We start from the raw sequence: 21,593 nt of genomic DNA on the forward strand, positions 1-21,593 counted from the left end.
CAAAGCGCAAGGCTCCCGGACGATCGGTCAATTTTCAGGGACTTTCGTGCATGGATAGAACTGAAGTCGACCAACATCTTTGGGCTCGTGGGCAATCCGCCCGCAGGAAACCAACCTGGAGCACTTGAAAGATGTCTGTTCGCTTCGTCACCAAGACCATGCACGCCTATCTCGATTATCCCGTCGCGATCGGCCTTATTGCCCTGCCCGTATTCCTTGATCTCGGCCAATCCAACCCGATCGCCTTCTGGCTATCCTTCCTGACAGGCTTTGCGGCCCTGGCCCTGACGATCCTGACGGATCACCAGACCGGCATCATCCGCATTCTGCCGTATTCGGTTCATCTGGCGGTCGATTTTGCCGTCGGCATCGTGTTCCTGGCAGCTCCCTTCGCACTTGGCTTCACCGGCCTCGACTTCGCCTATTACCTGGTCAACGCCATTGCCGTCCTGACAGTGGTCAGCCTTGCCAAACCGCAGGAAACGGTTGCGCAGGCCGCTTGACAGCCACCGTCAACGCACAATGACACCGGCCCTCGCGCCGGTGTCTTTTTTTGAACTGCAATCCGGACGATCTGCAAATCCTCGGGAACTTGCGAACATGGAGACGCCTGAGCTTCGGACGCAAGGTAGAGGCACCGGAGCAAATCCGGCCTTCAACCTTCATACCCTTTCAGGAGTAGAACATGTCCTTGATGAAATCCGCCATTGCCGCAACGCTGCTGTCTCTTGCCGCTCTCTCTGCCCCGGCAATGGCCGCGGACGAATACAACACCTCCAGTGGCCTGACGGCCGCCGGCAGCCCGCTCGGTCTTCATGGTGTCGATCCCGTGGCCTTTGTCAGCCTGGGCAACCGGATTGACGGAACCGCGCAATATACGGCCGTCCACGACGGTGTTGCCTATTACTTCGCATCCCAGGAAGCCATGGATGCCTTCACCGCGCATCCGGATCAGTACCTGCCGCAAAACGGCGGCTTCTGCACCTTCGGTGTTTCAGTCGGCAAGAAGTTCGACGGCGATCCGCAGTTCGCGGCTGTTGTGGACGGCAAGCTTTATCTGTTCCTGAACGAGGCCATCTTCCGCGAGTTCCAGAAAGACCAGTCCGGTACAATCGCCAAGGCGGAAGCCAACTGGAAGAAGATCCGCTCCACCGAGGCAACGAAGCTCTGATTGTTCGTTGCCAAGGCGTCGGAACGACAAACAAAAAGGGCGGCCCCAGGGCCGCCCTTCGTGACTTGATTTCGGCAAAAGCCCGAAGACTTAAGCCGCGTTGTGCAGCCGATTTTCGAAAGCAAGGTTCCGGGTCAGCGGTGCCAGTGTCTTGGCAGCGGCCAGAACAGCCAGATCAGCCAGCGGCTCGCCCAGGATCACCAGCATATAGGCAAAACCGAAGGAACCGACGGAAGCCATGTTCTCGGCACCGAAGCCCTGGCCGTAGAATGCCCAGAAAGCAACCCAGCCAACGATACCGGCCTGGAACGTGGTGGAAAGAGCCAGTGCCTGAACGTAGGAAACATCAACATAGGCGGTCTTTTCCGGAATGATGCGGTTTGCCAGCATGCTGACAGCCCACAGCGGCACAAGCAGCGTGGTGACGTTGATGCCGTACTGCGGCAGGTCGAAAGGAGCAACCAGCGTCCCCTGGAGCAGAAGGCCTGCAGCAAGACCGATTGCTGCCGGACCAGCGCCGAACATCAGGAACAGGGTGGAGCCCAGGATAAAGTGCACTTCGGAAACACCGACCGGGTAATGCGGCAGGATTTCGAAGAAGCAGAACACGGCAACCGTCGTGATGACGGAGCGGACGGCAAGGCTGAGAACGCCGCTTTTGCGGATCGTGTCGAGAGCCATTTTGCCCAGAAGGCCGAAGGAAGCAGCCGCGGTGCCGTAGCTGAGTACGATTTTGGCACCGTCGACGATGCCCGGTTCGATATGCATGTCATTTCTCCTTTGCGCACCCTCCGTGCGCGAGCAGATGGTGTGAACCGGCCCCGATGGGACCGCTGGATGGCAGGTTTCCTGGCTCGCGAGTCTCTGCGCTGCCCGCCTTCCCGGATCGCTCCAGTGGCTTGAAGGGCTTTGCTCGTCGCATACAGTTGCGGGGGCAGCCACGGTATTGGTCCCTGTTGGGTACGCCTCACCGTGTTCCCATTTCATCCGCCCTTACGCTTGTTCGGGCGAAACCATCGCATCGTCTAGATTTGCAAGGATTGGCGATATTCTGCAAGCGAATTTTCGCCATATTCGGTCTGAATGCGACATTGCACCGAAATTTTGCCTTCTGAAGACCACCACCGAAATCAGCCGAATTAGCACTACCAACAAGCTTCAGATCTCAAAATACTTCTTCAGGGAATTGCGTCAGCCACCTGAAAAACATGACATTTGAAGCACCCAATCAAAGATGAAAATCAAAACCATTGTTTATTAAACTTTTCTGTATTTAGGGTAATTGTGATTTTTACTTGCAGAAACCCTAACGAAAGATAACCTCACTCGCATACAAAGCACATCATGAGAGTTTGCAATGCCCTTTACCAAATTGGGAACGCTTATCGCTGGTGTCGTCTTTTTCCTTGGCTGCATTCAGCTGGCACTTCTGGCCGGCGTTACTCTTGGTGCAGTCACTGAACCAAGACCGGGTTTTTTCCTTGGCAATCTGACACGCGAACAGGCGCTCGACAGCGGACTATTGAAGATCATGGCCGCCGTCGCATTCGGCGTGATCACCGAGATCAGCCGCTCGGTTGAAAAGAAGTAGACCACAACCAAAGACTTGCCGCAGGCGGTGACCTGTGAAAGTCTTCGGCCATGTTGAAATCGATTCCCCAGACCGCTCTCGCGGTATCTCTCCTTGCTGCCACCGTCACTCCTGGCTGGGCGGCACCTGACAAGCTGTTCGGCGCCATCAACGAACGTCTGTCGTTCATGCAGTCGGTTGCAGCCTGGAAAGCGGATAACGACAAACCTGTCGAGGATCTGCCGAGGGAAAAGGTGGTGCTGGATGCTGCCCGCGAAAAGGCAGTCGAAAACGGCCTGTCGGCTGACAATGTCACCTTGTTTTTCCAGGCGCAGATAGATGCGGCCAAGGACATTCAAACCTGCTGGATCGAACGCTGGGAGAGCGGTGAAGCTCGTCCGCAGAACGTACCCGACCTGATCAAGGATGTCCGTCCGGAGCTGTTGCGCCTCGGCAACGAGATCCTGACGCTACTCGCAGAAAGCCCCGTCGAGGCCTCTGACCAGCAGGCCTTCACGGAGGCGCTGACCGTGGAATGCCTGTCCGACGGATCAAAGAGCGCTCTGTTTGAAGGTCTGGTCGACGTACACGACTAGACACATACGGCCATCAGGACATCCCTTATCGGAGTTCAGGAGGCTGCCTGCCTCCAGGGCTCGGCCGCATTCGCCTCTTCTTCCCGCTTCATGACCATTCGCGAGAACTCGCCGAACGGCACCGCCGGGCTCCACAAGTAGCCCTGGCCGAGAGTCCCGCCCCACAGATTGATGTAATCCATCTGCAACTGGGTCTCGACCCCTTCGGAAACTGTGTTGAGATTGAGCTGCCTCGCCAGCATCAGGATCAGCTCGACGATGGTCCGTCGATCCTCGCAATTGGCAATGTCCATGATGAAGGACCGGTCGATCTTCAGCGTGTCGAACGGCATGCTCGCGAGACTGTGCAGCGAGGAATAGCCGGTGCCGAAGTCGTCGATTGCAAATTTGACGCCTTCTTTCTTGATCGGCAGGATCTGATCCAGAAGGTTCTGCGAATAGTCGACAAGGCTCGATTCCGTCACTTCCAGTTCCAGCTTCTCCGTCGAGAACCCGCTCTCGCCAATGATCCCGAGCATTCTGCCGGTAAATCCCTTTGCCTGCAGCTGCGCGGGCGCAACGTTCACGGCGACAGATACATCGACATTCTGCCGGTGCAGGGATTTCATGTCGGAGAGCGCGGATGCCAGCACGAATTCTCCGATCGGAACGATCAGACCGCATTCTTCTGCCACGGGAATGAACTTGTAGGGCGGTACGGATCCGAGTTCGGCATCGTTCCAGCGCAGCAGCGCTTCAGAACCGACAATCTTGCCGGACGAAATGTCGACCTTCGGCTGGTAGTGAACGGATAGCGTGCGGTCTCTCAGCGCGCTTTGCAGCCTGTGCCGGATCTGTTCGCGCTCGGTCATCCGTTCGCGAATGATATCGTTGTAGGCGATCGACTGAGCCCTGCCGGCACCCTTTGCTTCATACATGGCCATGTTGGCGTTTCGCAGAACTTCCTCGGCCGTTGTACCGTGCACCGGGTATCTCGCGATCCCCGCGCTGACGGTCAGCGAAAGGGAAAGCCGGCCAATTCTGTAGGCCCCACCCAGCCGCTCGACCATCGTCCTGGACAACTTGGCAAGCGTCTGCAGATCATCGACGCCGGGTAACAGTACGACAAATTCGTCGCCGGAAAACCGGGCAACGCAGGGGGGTTTTGACGTCAGTGGCTTGGCCAGCTCGTCGACCAGGACGGCCAACCGGTTGCCGACCAGCCGCAACAGCTTGTCGCCTACGGCATGTCCGTGCATGTCGTTGATCAGTTTGAAGCGGTCCAGTCCGATGTAAAGAACGCTGCCCGTTTCCTTGGGGCGCAGATCGATCAGCGTCATCGCGACATTGTCCAGCTTGGCCCTGTTGGGCAAACCGGTGATGCGATCGGTGTAGGCGAGTTCCTCGATCCGCAGAATATTCTCGCGCAGCTTGACCATCATTCCGCGGAACGCGGTTTGCAGGTCACCCACCTCGCCTGGTGCATCAGTTTCCAGATTGCAGTCGAGGTAACCGGCAGCGGCCTCATTGGCTGCCTGCGTCACGCGGCTGACACCTGCCGTTGCCCGGTACATCAGCGCAGCAATCACCGGAACGAAGGCAAGAAGAAGAACCGCCAGGATCAACACCACCTGAACAATCTTTTCCCTCAGAACGCCCGCAAGCTCGTGCTTCGAAATGCGCACCAGCACGGACCCCACCACTTCCCCGCTGCGGGAAACCGGCAGGATGTATTCGATCATGTCGGCGGTTTCCGAATACTGAGCCTTGCCCGACTGCGCGACATTCAGGGCGCCTTCGTTGAACTGCACGGCGCTCGAGGGTTCTGCGGAGGTAAAATCGCTGGCGAACTCCTGACCGAAGCGGCTATAGGCCTTGGCTGCGATAATGTATTTGTCACCCGCAATCGCATTCAAAAGCCGCTCGACTTCACCATAGTTCTTGTTGGCGATTTCGCGCGCCGCAATATTGGTGACAAACAGCGCCTTGTCGTGAGCAGTCCGAGCAAGGCGTTCCTCGATCTTGTCCGTCTGGGTCAGATAATCGATGCCGATCAGAACCAGCGAAAAAGCCAGCAATCCGAACACGCCATAAAGCGTTGCCCGCACAAAGACGCGCTTGAACAGCGCGTTTCCTCTTGATCGAACGGTTTCGAGCACGAAACAAGCCCTTTCGGTCCATTGCGTTGCCCGGGTCGAACTGCGACCCGATACCAGCAGTGTTTCGGCAGTCGCCTCAACAAATTCTGAACCTGAAAGAGGAAACACGGCCCTATTCTGGAACTATTGAACCTACGAGCATCTATTTCTTTCACACCGGCCAAATTGCTCGTCAATTTTTCCTAGGCACTACTGAATTCACGAGAAACCCTGTCCGCGTAGAATTACCAAGCCTGACCGGCATCTACGGAAGATTTGAATCGATCACACTCTCAACGTGGCCCGATTTCTGTACCGAAAGGAGCGATTTTAACCAACACCCCAAATCGACGCGCGTCTGAGTAGCGTCTGAACATGCTGTTCTCGGCGTTGTCGGTTCGTAGGCAATTTTCGTGGTTTGTTGTCGAGCAAGGGCAACTATAAATAGTTTTTGCTTTACCGGGACCGGATTTGGCATATTGGCAAGGGCGCAGTGCAGGCGCGGCCCTACGTGGACACCTGGATTGCAGAAGCCCAGCTGCCGCACTGTGAACCTGGTGCGGCCTTCAATCGCCTGATCGAAGTGCGCCGGTTCGCCCGCCGGTCAGGATCTGACCTGCAGCTCTCGAAAGTCCTGCCCCCTCTCATCAGTTTTCTCGCGGTTTAGGTCCGGCGCTAGATAGATTGCCGTTGTCCAATTCCACTTTCAAAGGCACTATTTTTGTATCTGGAATATCAATCCTGGGCGGGAGGCCAAGGACATGTCCGGCAATGCGAAACACGATTCCTGGAGTGCAGGTCGCAGTTACGATCACTACATGGGCAGATGGAGCCGATTGATCGCAAGAAAGTTCGTGTCCTGGCTCAACGCGCCTGCTGATGCAGACTGGGCGGACATAGGGTGCGGCACCGGAGCCCTGACCGAAACCATACTCGATATGGCCAAGCCAAAATCGGTTGTCGGTCTCGATCTTTCGGAAGGCTTCGTGATGCATGCGCGGGAAGCGATCACCGACGAGAGAGCCCGCTTTGAAGTCGGGTCTGCACAGGACCTGCCGCTTCCCGACAACTCCATTGACGTATCAACGTCCGCGCTCGCGCTCAACTTCGTTCCGGACAAGCTGCAGGCGCTGGCCGAGTTGCGTCGCATTACCCGCCCTGGCGGAACAATATCCTTCTATGTCTGGGACTACCCGGGAGGTGGCATGGGCTTCATTGACGCCTTCTGGAAAGCAGCCGCTTCAATCGACCCCGCAGCCGAAGACCTTGATGAGGCGCTTCGGTTTCCCTTTTGCACTCCGGACGGGCTCCGCCAACTTTGCACTGAAGCCCGGTTGCCGGGTGCCAGTGTTCACACCCTTGAAGTCGACACTGTGTTTCCGGGGTTTGAGGAATTCTGGCATCCGTTCACGCTCGGCGCCGGGCCTGCGCCCGGCTATTGCATGAACCTGCCACGGGAAAAACGTGACGAGCTGAAGGCAAAGCTCCGGCACCAACTCGATACCGGCGAAGAAATCCGCTTGCCCGCACGCGCCTTTGCTGTCCGCTACCAGCAGCCGTGAACACGCAGTTCATCCAGAGCGGAATTTACAGGCAAGACCAACGGCAAGCACAGCAAGCGCGAAACACGAACTCACCGGATAGAGCAACGCTGCAGCCGCAGCATCCCGGTACAGAGCCTCACTACGACCAGCCGCCAGAACCTGGAAGAAGATCTGGCCCTGCACCGCGATGCCAAGCGCCATGCCGATCTGCTGGAAGGCCTGGAGAACTCCGGACCCCGCTCCGGCATCCGGTCCGGAAACCCGCGACAACACGAGCTGGAACAATGCTGGAATCATCGTTCCGGTACCAAGTCCGACAATCAGGAATGGCACCACCAGCAGGCTTGCCGATAGTCCATCGGAAACAAGCAGGCGCACCACCACTAGACCGCAGAAGACCGCCAGCATGGCAAGGCTGATCCTTGCCGCCTGATAGCGGGCTCCGAGGCGGCCTGTCATCGCGGATGCAAGGATGACACCAACCGGATGTGGCGCCAGGATGAGCCCGGCTGTCATGGGCGATAGTCCAAGGCCTGCCTGCAGGAAGAGCGCCATCATGAAGAACATGCCTGCAAGACCGGAAAAGAACAGCGCGACAAACGCGACACCCGCAACAAACACGCGGTCCCCTGTCAGAAGCACCGGCAGAAGCTGCGCCTGGCCGAGGCGCGCCTTCTGAACCTGCAGCCGGTAGAACAGGACAGCCAGAACTGCGCTTAGCCCCATCAAGGCAAAACACCAGAACGGCCAGCCGAATTGCCTGCCTTCCACAAGCGGAAACACCAGCGCCAGCACTGCGAGGGCAAAAAGAAACGTTCCGGACCAGTCCGGCATCACCCGGCTTTCGGTTTCAAGGTGAGGCAGAAAGCGAAGAGCGCCGGCCAGCGAGATCAACCCGACAGGCAGATTGATCAGGAAGATCGGCCGCCAGCCCAGCCCGAAGATATCGGCCGCCACAATTGCCCCGCCCACCAACGGCCCCGCCACGGCCCCAAGTGCGCTGACGGAGCCGAACAGGCCGATGGCCTTGCCTTTTTCTTCTGCCGGAAAGATCACGTGAACAATGGCAAGTACCTGCGGCACCATCATCGCCGCGCAAAGCCCCTGCAGGCCGCGGGCGGTAATCAGGGTGCCTATATCGGGGGCCAGGCCGCATGCCAGGGAACTGGCGGTAAACCCGGCGACACCCCAGCGGAAGACCCGCCCCCTGCCGACCACGTCTCCAAACCGGCCGAAAGGCAGCAAACCGGCGGCAAAGGCCAGCACATAGACAACCAGCACCCATTCCAACTGGGTGTCATTGGCACCAAGCCCTTGGCGGATGGACGGCAGCGCCAGATTGACCACCGACACATCGAGAATATTCATGAACATGGCAAGGTAGAGCGCCGCGAGTGCCGCCCAGCGATTGCGCCTCTCCCTGGTCGCACCGTCAAACAAAAGGGACATTCAGAACTCCTGGCAAGGCGTGAACTCGATTTTGTTACTTATAAAGTTACATATTCACACACGTCAATCTCATGTGCCTTGAATTGTCACGTAATCGAATCCGGCATAAGGTTTTTCAAACGGAGATTTCCATGCGAACCGACAGCCGATTGCCGCGCGTGCTTCACGTGCTCCTGCATCTGGACCAGACTGAAGACCCGGTGACGTCCGATCAGATCGGGAAGATGCTCAACACCAACCCTTCCCTGGTCCGGCGCACCATGGCGGGGCTGCGGGAAGCGGGTTTCGTCGGGGCCACCAAGGGTCATGGCGGCGGTTGGGTGCTGGCCAAGAGCCTGGACAGCATCTCGCTTGCCGAGGTCTATGCCGCCCTTGGCTCACCACAGCTTTTTGCCGTCGGTCAATCCGCCGACGCCCCCACCTGCCTTCTGGAACAGGCGGCCAACCGGGCAACTTCAGCCGCTCTGGAGGCGGCACGCGAAACTTTTCAGGAGAAGCTTGGGCAGGTCACGGTGGCCGATCTGGTACGGCCGCATGCGCAGGAAATCCGGGAGCATCAGGAAAAACCTTAGGTCCGAATTTTAGCCGCAAACCTTGGGCAATCTTCGGAACACCTGTGAAGACTTCCACTAAAGAACCTTCTTCGAGGCATGGTCCGGGGCAAACTGAACAGCCCCCTTGCCTCGCGGCGCAACATTGTATACAAGCGCACACAATAGAAATCAGGTACAACTCGCACCATTCAGATTTCCGTTTCACCTTCCCATTTTCCAGACCCGCGAGGCAATGCGTCCCATGGCAAAGATCAAAGTCGACAATCCGGTCGTCGAGCTCGACGGCGACGAGATGACCCGGATCATCTGGGCCTTTATCAAGGACAAGCTGATCCACCCCTATCTCGACATCGACCTGCTCTACTTCGATCTGTCGATCCAGAAACGCGACGAGACCGACGACCAGATCACGGTCGATGCGGCCAACGCCATCAAGGAACATGGCGTCGGCGTCAAATGCGCCACGATCACACCGGATGAAGCGCGGGTTGAGGAATTCGGCCTGAAGCGCATGTACCGTTCGCCCAACGGCACGATCCGCAACATCCTTGGCGGCGTCATCTTCCGTGAGCCGATCATCATGCAGAACGTGCCGCGCCTCGTGCCGGGCTGGACCCAGCCGATCATCGTCGGCCGCCATGCCTTTGGCGACCAGTATCGCGCCACCGACTTCCGCTTCCCCGGCAAGGGCAAGCTGACCATCACCTTCACCGGCGAAGACGGCCAGGTGATCGAACACGAAGTCTATGACGCGCCGTCCGCCGGCGTCGCGATGGCGATGTACAATCTCGACGACTCGATCCGCGATTTTGCCCGCGCTTCGCTGAACTACGCGCTCAACAGGAAGGTGCCCTGCTACCTCTCCACCAAGAACACGATCCTGAAAGCCTATGATGGCCGCTTCAAAGACCTGTTCCAGGAGATCTACGAAGCCGAATTCAAGGACCAGTACGCGGAAGCCGGCATCTGGTACGAACACCGGCTGATCGACGACATGGTCGCCTCCGCGCTGAAATGGTCCGGCGGGTACGTCTGGGCCTGCAAGAACTACGACGGTGACGTCCAGTCCGACACGGTTGCCCAGGGGTTCGGCTCGCTCGGCCTGATGACGTCCGTCCTGATGACACCGGACGGCAAGACGGTGGAAGCGGAAGCCGCCCACGGCACGGTCACCCGCCACTATCGCCAGCACCAGAAGGGCGAGAGCACGTCGACCAACTCCATCGCCTCGATCTTCGCCTGGACCCGCGGGCTCGCGCACAGGGCCAAGCTCGACAACAACCAGGAGCTTGCCCGTTTCGCCCAGACGCTGGAAAAGGTCTGTATCGACACGGTGGAAGCCGGCCACATGACGAAGGACCTTGCCCTGCTCGTCGGTCCGGATCAGGCCTGGCTCACCACCACCGGTTTCCTGGACAAGATCGACGAGAACCTGGCCAAGGCCATGGCCGCCCGCTAAAGCTTGGCCTTTGAAGGCCGAAGGAGCGACACCGCGGACATTGTCCGCGGTGTTTTGCTTTTCGGCCCAACAACAACCTGCCGATTGTCCCTCTTCCCGGCCCGCGCTAGGCTCACCTGGCCGGTAGCCAGAGGAGAGGACGGTGTTGACGATCCGCGAATTGAAGACGCCTCTGATCGGCCCCCTGGACCTTGCCTTGCTGGCGGGTGAAGCCGTTGCGATTTCAGGACCCTCCGGCGCAGGCAAATCCCTGTTTCTCAGAGCAATTGCCGATCTCGATGAAAGCACCGGCCATGTTGCCCTGGATGGCACGGAGCGCGAAGCCATACCGGCTCCTGAATGGCGCCGAAAGGTGGCTTACGTGCCTGCCGAAAGCGGCTGGTGGGCGGACCGAGTTCAGGATCATTTTGCCGAAACTTCCGACCTTCCCAACCTGCTGCACCAGGTTGGTCTTGCCGATGCGCTTGCCTGGGAGGTCTCCCGGCTTTCCACCGGTGAGCGCCAACGCCTTGCCCTTGTGCGCGCTCTCCAGACAGCACCGCAGGTTCTTCTCCTGGATGAACCCACCTCCGCGTTGGACCCGCCTTCCGTTGACCTGGTCGAAACTCTCCTGAAACACCAGCTTGCTGCCAATCGCGCTCTTCTGATCGTCACGCACGACCCCGGCCAGCCCGAACGGCTCGGGGCACGACGGCTTGTCATGGACAAAGGCCAGCTGACGGTAGGTGCTGGCCAGGGAGCGCCCGCGTGACCGGTTATCTCGCCCTCACCTATTGGGACCTCGTGGCTGCCTCGGTGTTCCTGCTATTGAACGCGGTTTTTTCGATCGTGCTTGATCTCGGCCTCACCCGCACGCTCATCATCTCGGCCTTGAGAATGAGCGTGCAGCTGATCCTGGTTGGGCTTGTCCTCAAGGCAATCTTCTTTGCCGGATCCCTGTTGTGGACATTGCTGGCTGCTGCCGTGATGCTGGCTTTTGCAGGGCGCGAAATCTGGGCGCGGCAGGACCGTCGCCTGGCTGGCCTCTGGGGCCCGGGGCTGGGCGTCGCCGTCATGCTGGTCGCAGGCACCCTCGTCACGATCTACGCCCTGGCAGGGCTCATCCGCCCCGACCCGGTCTGGATGCCGCAATATGCGCTGCCGCTTTTCGGCATGGTGCTCGGCAACACCATGACCGGGGTCAGCCTCGGCCTTGATACGCTTCACACGTCGCTTGCCCGCGGGCGGCGCGATGTGGAAGCCCAGTTGCTGCTGGGGCGCACCCGCTGGGAAGCGACGCGCCCCTTTTCCCGTCAGGCACTGCGGTCAGGATTCACGCCGATCATCAACGCCATGGCGGCAACAGGCGTCGTGTCATTGCCCGGAATGATGACAGGGCAGATCCTGTCCGGGGTCGATCCGCGCGAAGCAGTCAAATACCAGCTCATGATCATGTTTCTGCTTGGCGGCGCTACCGGCCTCGGTGTCCTTGGCGCTACCTTCGCCAGTGTGTGGCGCCTGACCGACAACCGTGACAGGCTGCGTCTCGACCGTTTGAACGGAGGGTCTCGATGATTGAACTTTATGGTGCGGACTATTCGGTCTATGTGCGCTCGGCCCGAATGGCACTTATCGAAAAGGGGATCGCCTACGAGCTTGTCCCGATCGATGTGTTTGCCCCGGGCGGACCGCCGGAAAGCTATCTTGAGCTGCAGCCTTTCGGCAAGATCCCCACACTGAAGCATGGCGACTTCACCCTGTTCGAAACAGCGGCCATCCTGCGCTACGTCGACGAAGCCTTCGACGGCCCTCCGCTTCAGCCAGCCTCTCCGCAACCGAGGGCGCGCATGGCTCAGCTTCTCTCCATCCTCGACAATTACGCCTACAAGACCCTCGTCTGGGACATCTTCGTCGAACGGGTGTCAAAGCCCTCTGGCGGCGCTCCCGCGGATGAAGTCAAGATTGCCTCGGCGCTCGGCCGGGCAAGAACGATCGTCGAAACACTGGAAGCGCTTGTGACGGAAGGCCCATTCCTGATGGGGGATCAGCTCACCCTTGCCGACTGCCATGCGGCCCCGATGCTTGCTCTCTTCGAGCTTTCAGAAGAAGGCCGGCTGCTGCTGCGTTCGGCGCCGAAGCTGTCTTCATGGCTACAGATGTTCAAGGAACGCGACAGTTTCAGAAAAACCGGATTGCCTGGTTGAGCGCGATTACGCGTCAGGCCTTTATCTTTTCCGCAGGTCAGATCCATTGCAAACATGTTAGTCTTTTGCCGTTCCACGACGCCCGTTGTTCCATTTGTCTTCAGGCAGGCACAACATTGAATCATTTTATGAAGAAAGGGATTTTTTGATGAGGTTTCAAAAGCTTGCAATTGTTTTCTTGAGCAGCCTTTTGCTGATGTGTGCCGGTTTGACAGCATCGGCACAAACCGTCCACGAGCCCTCCCGCGGCACTGCCGAGCGCAAGGACATACTCGATGCAATGCGTCCGATGATGGAGGCAAGGGTGGGCCCGCCGGTCGAGTTCGTGGTCAACTGGATGCGTTCCGGCCATGGCTGGGCTTTCGTCCAGGTCTCACCGCAGCGCCCAGGTGGTGGCGCCATTGACCTGTCCCGCACGACTTTCGCCTCGCAGGCGGACTATATGGATGGCCTCGTCACCTTCGCCTTGCTGCGTTACCAGTTCAACCGATGGAACCTGGTCGACTTTGTCGTCGGCCCGACAGATGTCTTCTGGCAGGGCGATCCGCTCTACGCCCAGGTACCCCTCGGCCTGACACCCTACTGAACGCCTTTCTGACTGGCCTACTTTGCCGGATCCTTCTGCGTTCCGGCAACTTCCTCCATCATGTCATCTTCAGAGTCGGCTTCGTCCTTGGAATCGTCCCCCTGGAAAAGCTCCGGCTCCTGGTCGGTGTTCTCTGAAGATGCAAACACGCCCGACTGCTGAAGTTCCTCTTCCGCCAGCTCGCCCAGCACGCGTTTTCCCGCCGCCACACGGTCGCGCGCTTCATCCATGATCTTCTTGGCCAGCCCCTCATCCCTGTCCATCAGGTGTTTGAGGGCTTCCGCTTCCAGCACCAGAAGCTGGCAATCCTTGTAAGCGACCACTTTCGCGGTTCTGGGTGTCTGATTGATCAGCGCCAATTCGCCAAAGAAACTGCCTTCTCCCAGATAGACCGTGTCGTGCTGCAGCCGGATTTCGACTTCTCCGTCGGCGATGAAATACATCTTGTCCGCAACATCGCCCTGCTCGGCAATCGTGCCGCCCTTGCGCACGCGAAGCGACTGCAGCAGCTTCGCAACTTCGGCAATCTCCGTCGCCTTCAGGTCTTCGAACAGAGGCACGCGCGCCACCATCGACCAGGTGACGACAAAATCCCGGCTATGGATTTCCCGGGCAAAGGCCGAAGCAATGATGCCGACCGGCAAGGCTATCAGCCCGTAGCCCATCAGCATGACGATACCCCCAACCGTCTTGCCGAGATTGGTGACCGGCACGACATCGCCATAGCCAACGGTCGTCACAGTGGTAATCGCCCAATAGATGCCGTGCAGAATGCTGCGGAACTTTTCCGGCTGGTCGTCATGCTCGATCAGATACATCAAGGTGGCAGCCATCAGGATCACACCGCAGATGATCATGCTCGATCCGAGCAGCGCCCTGCGCTCGTTGCCGACGGCGGAAATCAACGAACGCAACGCCGGTGAATACCGGGCCAGCTTCAGGAAGCGAAGCAGCCTCAGGATAACGACCATCGTGACGGCCTGATTGGGCAGGAACACCACGAACAACAGCGGCAGGGCCCCGATCAGATCGATGATCGCGTCCGGCTGCATCGCATAGCGCAGCCTGGAAAACACCGGCCCGTAACGGCGCAGCGGCGGATGGAGATCGGCCACGTAAAGACGCATGACGTATTCGGCCAGAAAGACAAGTCCGCTGCCCAACTGGATCAGACGCAGGTGCGTGCTCAGGATGTCGCGGATTTCCGGCACGGTTTCCAGCACCGCAAGCGCGATGTTGATCAGAATGAGGACGATCAGGAAGTTCCGCAGCACGCGCGCGCCGATGCGGCGTTTGCCCGTGTCCTCAAGCACCTCATAGAGCGCCCGTTTGAATTCGTGGCCGGACACCGAGCCCCCCGTTTCTGATTTTGCTCGCGTTTTCATGAATAGCCGAAAGACAGGCTACGACAAAGCTCTCCACGCGGACAGCCCTCACCATGCCGCACGAAGCTGTGCATAGGGGTGAGCGGAACGTGATTGGGCAATTTTGTCGCAGGCCCCATCTCCATGAATAGCCAACGAACTGAAGGAGGACACCATGACCATAGACACCGACAAGGTTCGCGCCGCAGAAACCACGCCTCACCATATCGTGCTGAAAATGTTGCTGGTCTCGACGTTCTTCGCAGCAGCCGCGCTGGCAGTGACTGCTTTGCTGAACTGAACCAACCGGCAGGCCACCGGAGGTAGACCTGACCAGACCACCTCAAACGACGCCCCCCTCCGTCGTCATCCCGGCCAAGCGAAGCGCGAGCCGGGACCGGGGAGCGATAAGCCTTGCAGGACCTCAAGAGGCCATGCCGAGAGCAATAGGGCTCCCCGATCCCGGATCTTCGCTTTACTGCGTCCGGGATGACCAAGGAGGGGCTCGCGTAATTTCTCCCCGAGAAGTGACCGAGCGCCTTAAACGAACAAGGGCGGCCCTGATGGGACCGCCCTTTTCAATTTTGACTGCCGGAAGGACCATCAGAGCCCCGTGAGGTGTGCCTCGATTGCGGCAACGGCTGCGTCGGCCTTGGAACCATCCGGTCCACCGGCCTGCGCCATATCAGGCCGACCGCCACCACCGCGGCCGCCGAGCGCTTCCGAACCGATCCGCACCAGATCCACGGCGCTGACCTTGTCGGTCAGATCCTGCGTGACGGCAGTCACGATGGCAGCCTTGTCGTCTTCGGCAACGCTGATCAGAACGACCACGCCGGACCCGAGCTGGGTTTTGGCCTCGTCGGCCATGCCTTTCAGATCCTTCGGGTTGATCCCCTCGACGATACGCGCCATCAGCTTGAACGCGCCGGCGTCCTTCACCGGCGTGCCGCCTTCCGCTCCACCGCCCATGGCGAGCTTCTTCTTGGCGTCCACCAGTTCGCGCTCCAGCTTCTTGCGATCTTCAACCAGCTGGGCCACGCGAGCCGGAACATCATCGGCGCTGATCTTCAGCAGGCTGGCCAGTTCGCGCATGCGCTTGTCCTGGGCATCCAGATATTCACGGGCTTCTGCGCCGGTCAGCGCCTCGATCCGGCGAACACCGGCAGCAACCGCACCTTCCGAAACCAGTGTCACCAGACCGATATCGCCGGTACGTTTCACATGTGTACCGCCGCACAGTTCAAGCGAATAAGGCTTGCCTTGCTTGGGGCCATGGAGAGCAGTCCCCATGGAAACGACGCGAACCTCATCACCATATTTTTCGCCGAACAGAGCCATGGCGCCAGCTTCAATTGCGTCGTCGACCGCCATCAGGCGGGTATCGACGGGCGCGTTCTGCAGCACGATCTCGTTGGCAAAGCTCTCGACCGTTGCCAGTTCCTCATCGCTCACCGGCTTGGGATGCGAGAAGTCGAACCGCAGGCGCTCCGGCGTCACCAGCGAGCCCTTCTGAGCGACGTGATTGCCAAGGACCTCGCGCAAGGCCTCATGCACAAGGTGCGTCGCCGAGTGGTTGGACCGGATCGACTTGCGACGGGAATGGTCGACCTTCAGTTCCAGGGCAAGGCCCGGAACCAGCTCGCCTTCTTCCACGGCGACCGAATGAACGAAGAGCCCTTCGGCCTTCTTCTGCGTATTGGTCACGGCAACCTTGACGCCATTGGCCAGCATCCAGCCAGTGTCGCCCACCTGGCCGCCGCTTTCGCCGTAAAACGGCGTCTGGTTGAGAACCACGAAACCGCTTTCACCTGCGGACAGTTTGGCAACTTCCTTGTCGTCAGCAGCAAGACCGGCAACGACGCCTTCGGCCGTCTCGGTCTCATAGCCGAGGAAGTCCGTGGCACCGTGCTTTTCCTTCAGTGCGAACCAGACTGCTTCCGTCGCGGCGCTGCCAGACCCTGACCAGGCCGCACGGGCTTCCGCTTTCTGGCGCTCCATTGCAGCATCGAAGCCATCCGTATCAACGGAAATGTCGCGCGTTCTGAGCGCGTCCTGGGTCAGATCCAGCGGGAAGCCGTAGGTATCATAAAGCTTGAACGCGGTTTCCCCATCCAGACGCCCCCCAGCCTCAAGGCCTTCGGTTGCGGTATCGAGCAGGCCGAGGCCACGCTCCAGCGTCTTGCGGAAACGCGTTTCTTCCAGCTTCAGCGTTTCGGTGATCAGATCTTCAGCGCGGCTCAGCTCCGGATAGGCACGGCCCATTTCACGCACCAGCGCCGGAACCAGCTTGTGCATCAGCGGTTCGCTCGCCCCAAGAAGATGGGCGTGGCGCATGCCGCGGCGCATGATCCGGCGCAGTACATAACCGCGCCCTTCGTTGGACGGTAGTACGCCATCGGCAATCAGGAAGCTCGTGGACCGCAAATGGTCGGCAATCACGCGGTGGCTGCCGGTGGCGTCGCCTTCTGCTTCCACACCCGTGGCGTTGACGGACGCCGCAATCAGCGCCTTGAAGAGGTCGATGTCGTAGTTGTTGTGAACGCCCTGCATGACAGCGGCGATACGCTCGATGCCCATGCCGGTGTCGATGGACGGACGCGGCAGGTCGAGACGCTTTTCCGGCGTCTGTTCGTACTGCATGAAGACGAGATTCCAGATCTCGATGAACCGGTCGCCATCTTCTTCCGCAGAACCCGGAGGGCCGCCCCAGATGTGGTCGCCATGGTCGTAGAAGATTTCAGAACAGGGGCCGCACGGGCCGGTATCGCCCATGGACCAGAAATTGTCCGACGTCGCGATGCGGATGATCCGGTCTTCGCTGAGACCTGCGATCTTCTTCCAAAGATCGAACGCCTGATCGTCTTCGGCAAAGACGGTTACCAGCAGCTTGTCCTTCGGCAGGCCGAATTCCTTGTTGACGAGGTTCCAGGCCAGTTCGATCGCCTGGTCCTTGAAATAGTCACCAAAGGAGAAGTTGCCCAGCATCTCGAAGAAGGTGTGGTGGCGTGCGGTGTAACCGACGTTGTCCAGGTCGTTGTGCTTGCCGCCGGCGCGAACGCATTTCTGCGCCGTGACCGCACGGGAATAGTCGCGCTTTTCCAGACCGGTGAACACGTTCTTGAACTGGTTCATGCCCGCGTTCGCAAACATCAGGGTCGGATCGTTACGCGGCACCAGCGGCCCGGACTCGACCACTTCGTGGCCGTTTGTCTTGAAATAGTCCAGAAAGGCAGAGCGGATTTCATTTACGCCGGTCATTCGGATCTCGCATCGGTCACAGCCCCGCATATGAGGGCCTGTTGAAAATCTTGAAGGCGCTGGATCTGGGTCGCCGATCCGCGCCGGAACAGCCTTTTAACTTTCACCTCCAACCCTGTCCAGCGGTTGCACGGGTCCGACCTAACGGAAAGCTGCCGGGAAACAGGCGATTTCCGGAATGAAGGCTGCCCTCATGCGCAGGACAACCGCTCCAACGGGATCTGACCTCTTCCAATTTCGCTCCGTTGCGGGTCCCGAAAAGCAAAAGGCCCCCTTCCGGAGTGCGGAAGGAGGCCCTTGGAAGACCGGACAAACGTCCGGAGCTCTTGCAGACGGAGACCGGAAGCTGAGGATCAGTCCTCTGCTTCGTCTTCCGCTCCGCCGTCCGGATCGATGATCGCATCGGCGATCAGGCCGGCGTTCTGGCGGATCGCCAGTTCGATTTCATCGGCAATTTCCGGATTGTCCTTCAGAAACTGCTTTGCGTTTTCCCGGCCCTGGCCAAGACGCTGGCTATTGTAGGAGAACCAGGCACCCGACTTTTCAACGATGTTGCCCTTGACGCCAAGGTCGATGAGTTCGCCGGTCTTGGACACGCCTTCACCATAGACGATGTCGAATTCCACCTGACGGAAAGGAGGCGCAAGCTTGTTCTTGACGACTTTCACGCGGGTCTGGTTGCCGACGACTTCGTCCCGGTCCTTGATCGCACCGATACGGCGGATATCCAGACGGACGGACGCGTAGAATTTCAGCGCGTTGCCACCTGTCGTGGTTTCCGGAGAGCCGAACATCACGCCGATCTTCATGCGGATCTGGTTGATGAAGATCACCATGCACTTCGACTTGGAAATCGACGCGGTCAGCTTGCGAAGAGCCTGGCTCATCAGACGGGCCTGCATGCCCGGCAGACTGTCGCCCATCTCGCCTTCGAGTTCGGCCTTCGGCGTCAGCGCGGCGACCGAGTCGATGACCAGAACATCAATGGCGCCGGAGCGCACCAGTGTGTCGGCAATTTCAAGTGCCTGTTCACCAGCGTCCGGCTGGGAGATCAGCAGATTGTCGATATCGACGCCAAGCTTGCGTGCATAGATCGGATCCAGCGCGTGCTCCGCATCGACAAAGGCGCAGATACCACCGGTCTTCTGGGCTTCGGCAACCGCATGCAGGGCAAGCGTGGTTTTACCTGAAGACTCAGGCCCGTAGATCTCGACGATACGGCCGCGCGGCAGACCGCCGATCCCGAGCGCGATATCAAGTCCGAGTGACCCGGTCGAGACGGCTTGCACCTCAACCACCTGGCCCTGCCCCATCTTCATGATGGAACCTTTGCCGAAGGCGCGTTCGATTTGGCTGAGCGCTGCGTCCAGCGCTTTTGTCTTATCCATCTGGCTGCTTTCTACGAGACGAAGTGTACTTTGCGACATGGCTTACGCTCCTTATTCCACGATGGACGCGCCGTTTCAATGAGAGCCTTTGTACACATTTTGTTCTCATTTGACAAGCCGGCAAAACCGATTGGTATTAAAATGAAAATGGCTGTTTGTTTCCAATATGTTCTCACTTATCGATTTTAGAACTTACCTTGCGTAATCTATTGATCGGAACATCCCGTGATTCCGCGATCGTGCAGAATCACCGGCGCTTGCCTGCCGCCAGTTGCCGCCCCGGCCTTAATCTGCTAGCCCGCCTCTTCAACGGTTGCCAGTACCGGCGCATCGAACGCTTCTGTTTTGATCCCGGCTTTTCATGAGACAGTCCAGAACGTGACTTCAGCCATCTCCTCCCCCGTCATCGCAATCGGTGCGATCCATTACGATACGATCGCCCATGCCAGCGAGCCGATCCGCCCCGAGACCTCGACCCCATCGAGGCTGAACGCAAAGCCTGGCGGCGTTGCCACGAACATTGCACGTGCGCTGGTTCGGCTCGGGGTTGGAACACGCCTTGTGGGAGCGGTTGGAGAAGACGGCGCTGCAGACATGCTTTCCCGCCAGCTCAGCCAGGAAGGGCTCGAGCTGCATGTGAAGGCCCGGAAAGGTTTCGCAACGGGCCAGTACCTCGCACTGCATAATCCGGCAGGTGATCTTGCAGCCGCCTGCGTTGACGACCGTGTTCTGTCCGAAGCCCCCGAGGATCTCTTCGACGGTATCGTTGCGGATCTTGCAGCAAACGCGACGGACGATACGATCTGGTTTCTGGATGCCAACCTGCCCGCTGCAATGCTGGTCCGGCTGACGGGTCGTGCCTTGCCCGGGCGTCTTGTTGCCAATGCCGTTTCGGATGCCAAGGCAGTCCGGCTGCGTGGGGTTCTCGGCAAACTGGATTGCCTGATGTTGAACCGCGGCGAAGCGGTCACGCTTACCGGGCTTTCCCGCGGCACGTCTTCCGAAGACCTGGCGGCGGCCTTGTCGCAGACCGGTCTCAAGAGTTTTGTCCTGACCAGTGCAGCATCTGATGTGCTGGTGCTCGAAAGCGAGAAACTTCACCGGTTCGCACCGCTTCAAACAGATATCGTCGATGTCACCGGAGCAGGCGATGCATTAAGCGCCGGAACGGTCGCGGCGCTCGCCAGAGGCTATGGCCTGACGCAAGCAGTCCCTTTTGGCCTTGCAGCTGCGGCCCTGACCTTGCGCAGCACTGGCGCTCTCGCGGAAGAGCTCTCCTGGGATGCTCTCGCCAACTTTTGACCATATGGACAAATTCCAATCTTGGCGCTGCTCCGCCTTGCGCCTATAAGACCCGCAGAATTGACCCGGCCCGAGCTGCCGGACGAAAACAGAAAGGCACACGCCGTGACCACTCCGACAACGCCCTCCGCCATCAAGGATCTGATCGTTTACAGCGATGAAGTGCGCGAGGCACTTGCGAACGGCAAGCCGGTCGTTGCGCTGGAATCGACCATCATCACACATGGCATGCCTTTTCCGAAGAACGTTGAGACCGCCCGTGAGGTGGAAGCCGATATTCGCGCGGAAGGCGCCGTTCCGGCCACCATCGCGCTGATGGACGGCAAGATCATGGTGGGCCTTTCCGATGAGGATCTCGACCGCCTGGCACAGGCCAAGGACGTGATGAAGTGTTCACGTGCCGACCTGACCTTCGCACTTGCCACCGGACGCTACGGCGCGACAACCGTCGCCGCCACGATGATGGCAGCGCATGCGGCGGGCCTGAAGGTCTTTGCCACGGGCGGCATCGGCGGCGTTCACAAGGGTGCGGAAGACAGCTTCGACATTTCCGCCGACCTGGATGAGCTTGGCCGCACGCCGGTCTGTGTGGTGTCCGCCGGTGCCAAGGCATTGCTCGACATTCCCAAGACCCTGGAAGTTCTGGAAACCAAGGGCGTTCCCGTCATTGCTTTCGGCACGGAAGACCTGCCGGCATTCTGGTCGCGGGCCAGTGGTCTCAAGGCCCCCTACTCCCTGAATTCGGCCGCCGAAATCGGTTCGCTCCTGAAGATGCGGTCCCGTTTCCCGGATCATGGCGGTGTCCTGATCGCCAACCCGGTACCGGAAGCCGACCAGATCCCGCGGGATGAAATGACCGATTATATCGATGCCGCCATTGCGGATGCCACTGCAAAGGGTGTTCGCGGCAAGGACGTGACCCCGTTCGTTCTCGGCGCCATCCTGGAGTTGACCGGTGGCCGCAGCCTCGACACCAACATTGCGCTGGTGCGCAACAATGCCCGCCTGGCCGCACGTATTGCTGCTGAACTGGTCTGACGGCACGGTTT

The 21,593-nt window shown here is 59.2% G+C and carries 20 protein-coding genes and 1 riboswitch; of the genes, 14 read left to right on the forward strand and 6 right to left on the reverse strand.

The window, feature by feature from the left end; translation table 11 throughout:
- Positions 1-131 precede the first annotated feature (131 nt).
- Complete coding sequence (locus J7447_RS10250) at positions 132-503, forward strand: hypothetical protein (RefSeq protein ID WP_023000824.1); 372 nt, start codon at positions 132-134, stop codon at positions 501-503.
- A 182-nt stretch (positions 504-685) separates the two neighbouring features.
- Positions 686-1,171: a YHS domain-containing (seleno)protein gene (locus J7447_RS10255; protein ID WP_023000823.1), complete on the forward strand. Its 486-nt coding sequence runs from the start codon at positions 686-688 to the stop codon at positions 1,169-1,171.
- 90 nt (positions 1,172-1,261) lie between these two features.
- Here J7447_RS10255 and J7447_RS10260 read toward each other — a convergent pair whose 3' ends face one another.
- A complete protein-coding gene (locus tag J7447_RS10260) occupies positions 1,262-1,939 on the reverse strand; it encodes an energy-coupling factor ABC transporter permease (protein WP_023000822.1) in 678 nt (225 codons plus the stop codon).
- Between the two features lie 53 nt (positions 1,940-1,992).
- Positions 1,993-2,204: riboswitch (cobalamin riboswitch) on the reverse strand.
- 324 nt (positions 2,205-2,528) lie between these two features.
- Between J7447_RS10260 and J7447_RS10265 the strand changes: the two genes are divergently transcribed.
- Positions 2,529-2,762, forward strand: a complete 234-nt coding sequence (locus J7447_RS10265) for a hypothetical protein (RefSeq protein WP_023000821.1) — start codon at positions 2,529-2,531, stop codon at positions 2,760-2,762.
- A gap of 50 nt (positions 2,763-2,812) precedes the next feature.
- Positions 2,813-3,337: a gamma subclass chorismate mutase AroQ gene (gene aroQ / locus J7447_RS10270; protein ID WP_209169543.1), complete on the forward strand. Its 525-nt coding sequence runs from the start codon at positions 2,813-2,815 to the stop codon at positions 3,335-3,337.
- Between the two features lie 35 nt (positions 3,338-3,372).
- Here aroQ and J7447_RS10275 read toward each other — a convergent pair whose 3' ends face one another.
- On the reverse strand, positions 3,373-5,475 hold the full coding sequence (locus J7447_RS10275) for an EAL domain-containing protein (protein ID WP_209169544.1): 2,103 nt from the start codon (positions 5,473-5,475) through the stop codon (positions 3,373-3,375).
- 740 nt (positions 5,476-6,215) lie between these two features.
- Between J7447_RS10275 and J7447_RS10280 the strand changes: the two genes are divergently transcribed.
- A complete protein-coding gene (locus tag J7447_RS10280; protein WP_209169545.1) occupies positions 6,216-7,016 on the forward strand; it encodes a class I SAM-dependent methyltransferase in 801 nt (266 codons plus the stop codon).
- A gap of 9 nt (positions 7,017-7,025) precedes the next feature.
- Here J7447_RS10280 and J7447_RS10285 read toward each other — a convergent pair whose 3' ends face one another.
- Positions 7,026-8,447 carry an MFS transporter gene (locus tag J7447_RS10285; RefSeq protein ID WP_209169546.1) on the reverse strand — a complete coding sequence of 474 codons (1,422 nt, stop codon included), beginning with the start codon at positions 8,445-8,447 and terminating at the stop codon, positions 7,026-7,028.
- A gap of 131 nt (positions 8,448-8,578) precedes the next feature.
- On the opposite strand from J7447_RS10285, the gene J7447_RS10290 reads away from it, so the two are divergent.
- The 6 genes from J7447_RS10290 (at position 8,579) to J7447_RS10315 (ending at position 13,229) form a co-directional block, all read left to right on the forward strand.
- A complete protein-coding gene (locus J7447_RS10290; RefSeq protein ID WP_209169547.1) occupies positions 8,579-9,019 on the forward strand; it encodes an Rrf2 family transcriptional regulator in 441 nt (146 codons plus the stop codon).
- A gap of 223 nt (positions 9,020-9,242) precedes the next feature.
- Complete coding sequence (locus tag J7447_RS10295) at positions 9,243-10,460, forward strand: NADP-dependent isocitrate dehydrogenase (protein WP_209169548.1); 1,218 nt, start codon at positions 9,243-9,245, stop codon at positions 10,458-10,460.
- A gap of 142 nt (positions 10,461-10,602) precedes the next feature.
- Positions 10,603-11,211, forward strand: coding sequence for an ABC transporter ATP-binding protein (locus J7447_RS10300; RefSeq protein WP_353653770.1), 609 nt, complete (start codon positions 10,603-10,605; stop codon positions 11,209-11,211).
- The gene (locus J7447_RS10305) at positions 11,208-12,014 is read left to right on the forward strand and encodes an ABC transporter permease (RefSeq protein WP_023000812.1); all 807 of its coding nucleotides are present in this window, start codon (positions 11,208-11,210) and stop codon (positions 12,012-12,014) included. Before J7447_RS10300 ends, J7447_RS10305 begins: the two co-directional genes overlap by 4 nt.
- The gene (locus J7447_RS10310; protein WP_209169549.1) at positions 12,011-12,643 is read left to right on the forward strand and encodes a glutathione S-transferase family protein; all 633 of its coding nucleotides are present in this window, start codon (positions 12,011-12,013) and stop codon (positions 12,641-12,643) included. Before J7447_RS10305 ends, J7447_RS10310 begins: the two co-directional genes overlap by 4 nt.
- Before the next feature lie 148 nt (positions 12,644-12,791).
- Entirely contained in the window at positions 12,792-13,229 is a 438-nt protein-coding gene (locus tag J7447_RS10315; RefSeq protein WP_209169550.1) for a hypothetical protein, read from the forward strand.
- 17 nt (positions 13,230-13,246) lie between these two features.
- On the opposite strand, the gene J7447_RS10320 is transcribed toward J7447_RS10315, so the two are convergent.
- Positions 13,247-14,578, reverse strand: coding sequence for a cyclic nucleotide-gated ion channel (locus tag J7447_RS10320; protein WP_208993906.1), 1,332 nt, complete (start codon positions 14,576-14,578; stop codon positions 13,247-13,249).
- Between the two features lie 190 nt (positions 14,579-14,768).
- Here J7447_RS10320 and J7447_RS31285 point away from each other — a divergent pair, with 190 nt between their 5' ends.
- Positions 14,769-14,894 carry a hypothetical protein gene (locus tag J7447_RS31285; RefSeq protein ID WP_023000808.1) on the forward strand — a complete coding sequence of 42 codons (126 nt, stop codon included), beginning with the start codon at positions 14,769-14,771 and terminating at the stop codon, positions 14,892-14,894.
- Positions 14,895-15,196: 302 nt separating this feature from the next.
- Here J7447_RS31285 and alaS read toward each other — a convergent pair whose 3' ends face one another.
- Positions 15,197-17,854, reverse strand: a complete 2,658-nt coding sequence (gene alaS / locus J7447_RS10325; protein ID WP_209169551.1) for an alanine--tRNA ligase — start codon at positions 17,852-17,854, stop codon at positions 15,197-15,199.
- Between the two features lie 353 nt (positions 17,855-18,207).
- Positions 18,208-19,281, reverse strand: a complete 1,074-nt coding sequence (gene recA, locus J7447_RS10330) for a recombinase RecA (RefSeq protein WP_209169552.1) — start codon at positions 19,279-19,281, stop codon at positions 18,208-18,210.
- Between the two features lie 339 nt (positions 19,282-19,620).
- Here recA and J7447_RS10335 point away from each other — a divergent pair, with 339 nt between their 5' ends.
- Together J7447_RS10335 and J7447_RS10340 are read left to right on the forward strand one after the other, a co-directional pair.
- Positions 19,621-20,544 carry a PfkB family carbohydrate kinase gene (locus tag J7447_RS10335; protein ID WP_209169553.1) on the forward strand — a complete coding sequence of 308 codons (924 nt, stop codon included), beginning with the start codon at positions 19,621-19,623 and terminating at the stop codon, positions 20,542-20,544.
- 105 nt (positions 20,545-20,649) lie between these two features.
- A complete protein-coding gene (locus J7447_RS10340; protein WP_353653771.1) occupies positions 20,650-21,582 on the forward strand; it encodes a pseudouridine-5'-phosphate glycosidase in 933 nt (310 codons plus the stop codon).
- Positions 21,583-21,593: the final 11 nt, after the last annotated feature.

This window comes from Labrenzia sp. R5_0, from assembly GCF_017743835.1.
GTDB lineage: Bacteria > Pseudomonadota > Alphaproteobacteria > Rhizobiales > Stappiaceae > Roseibium > Roseibium algicola.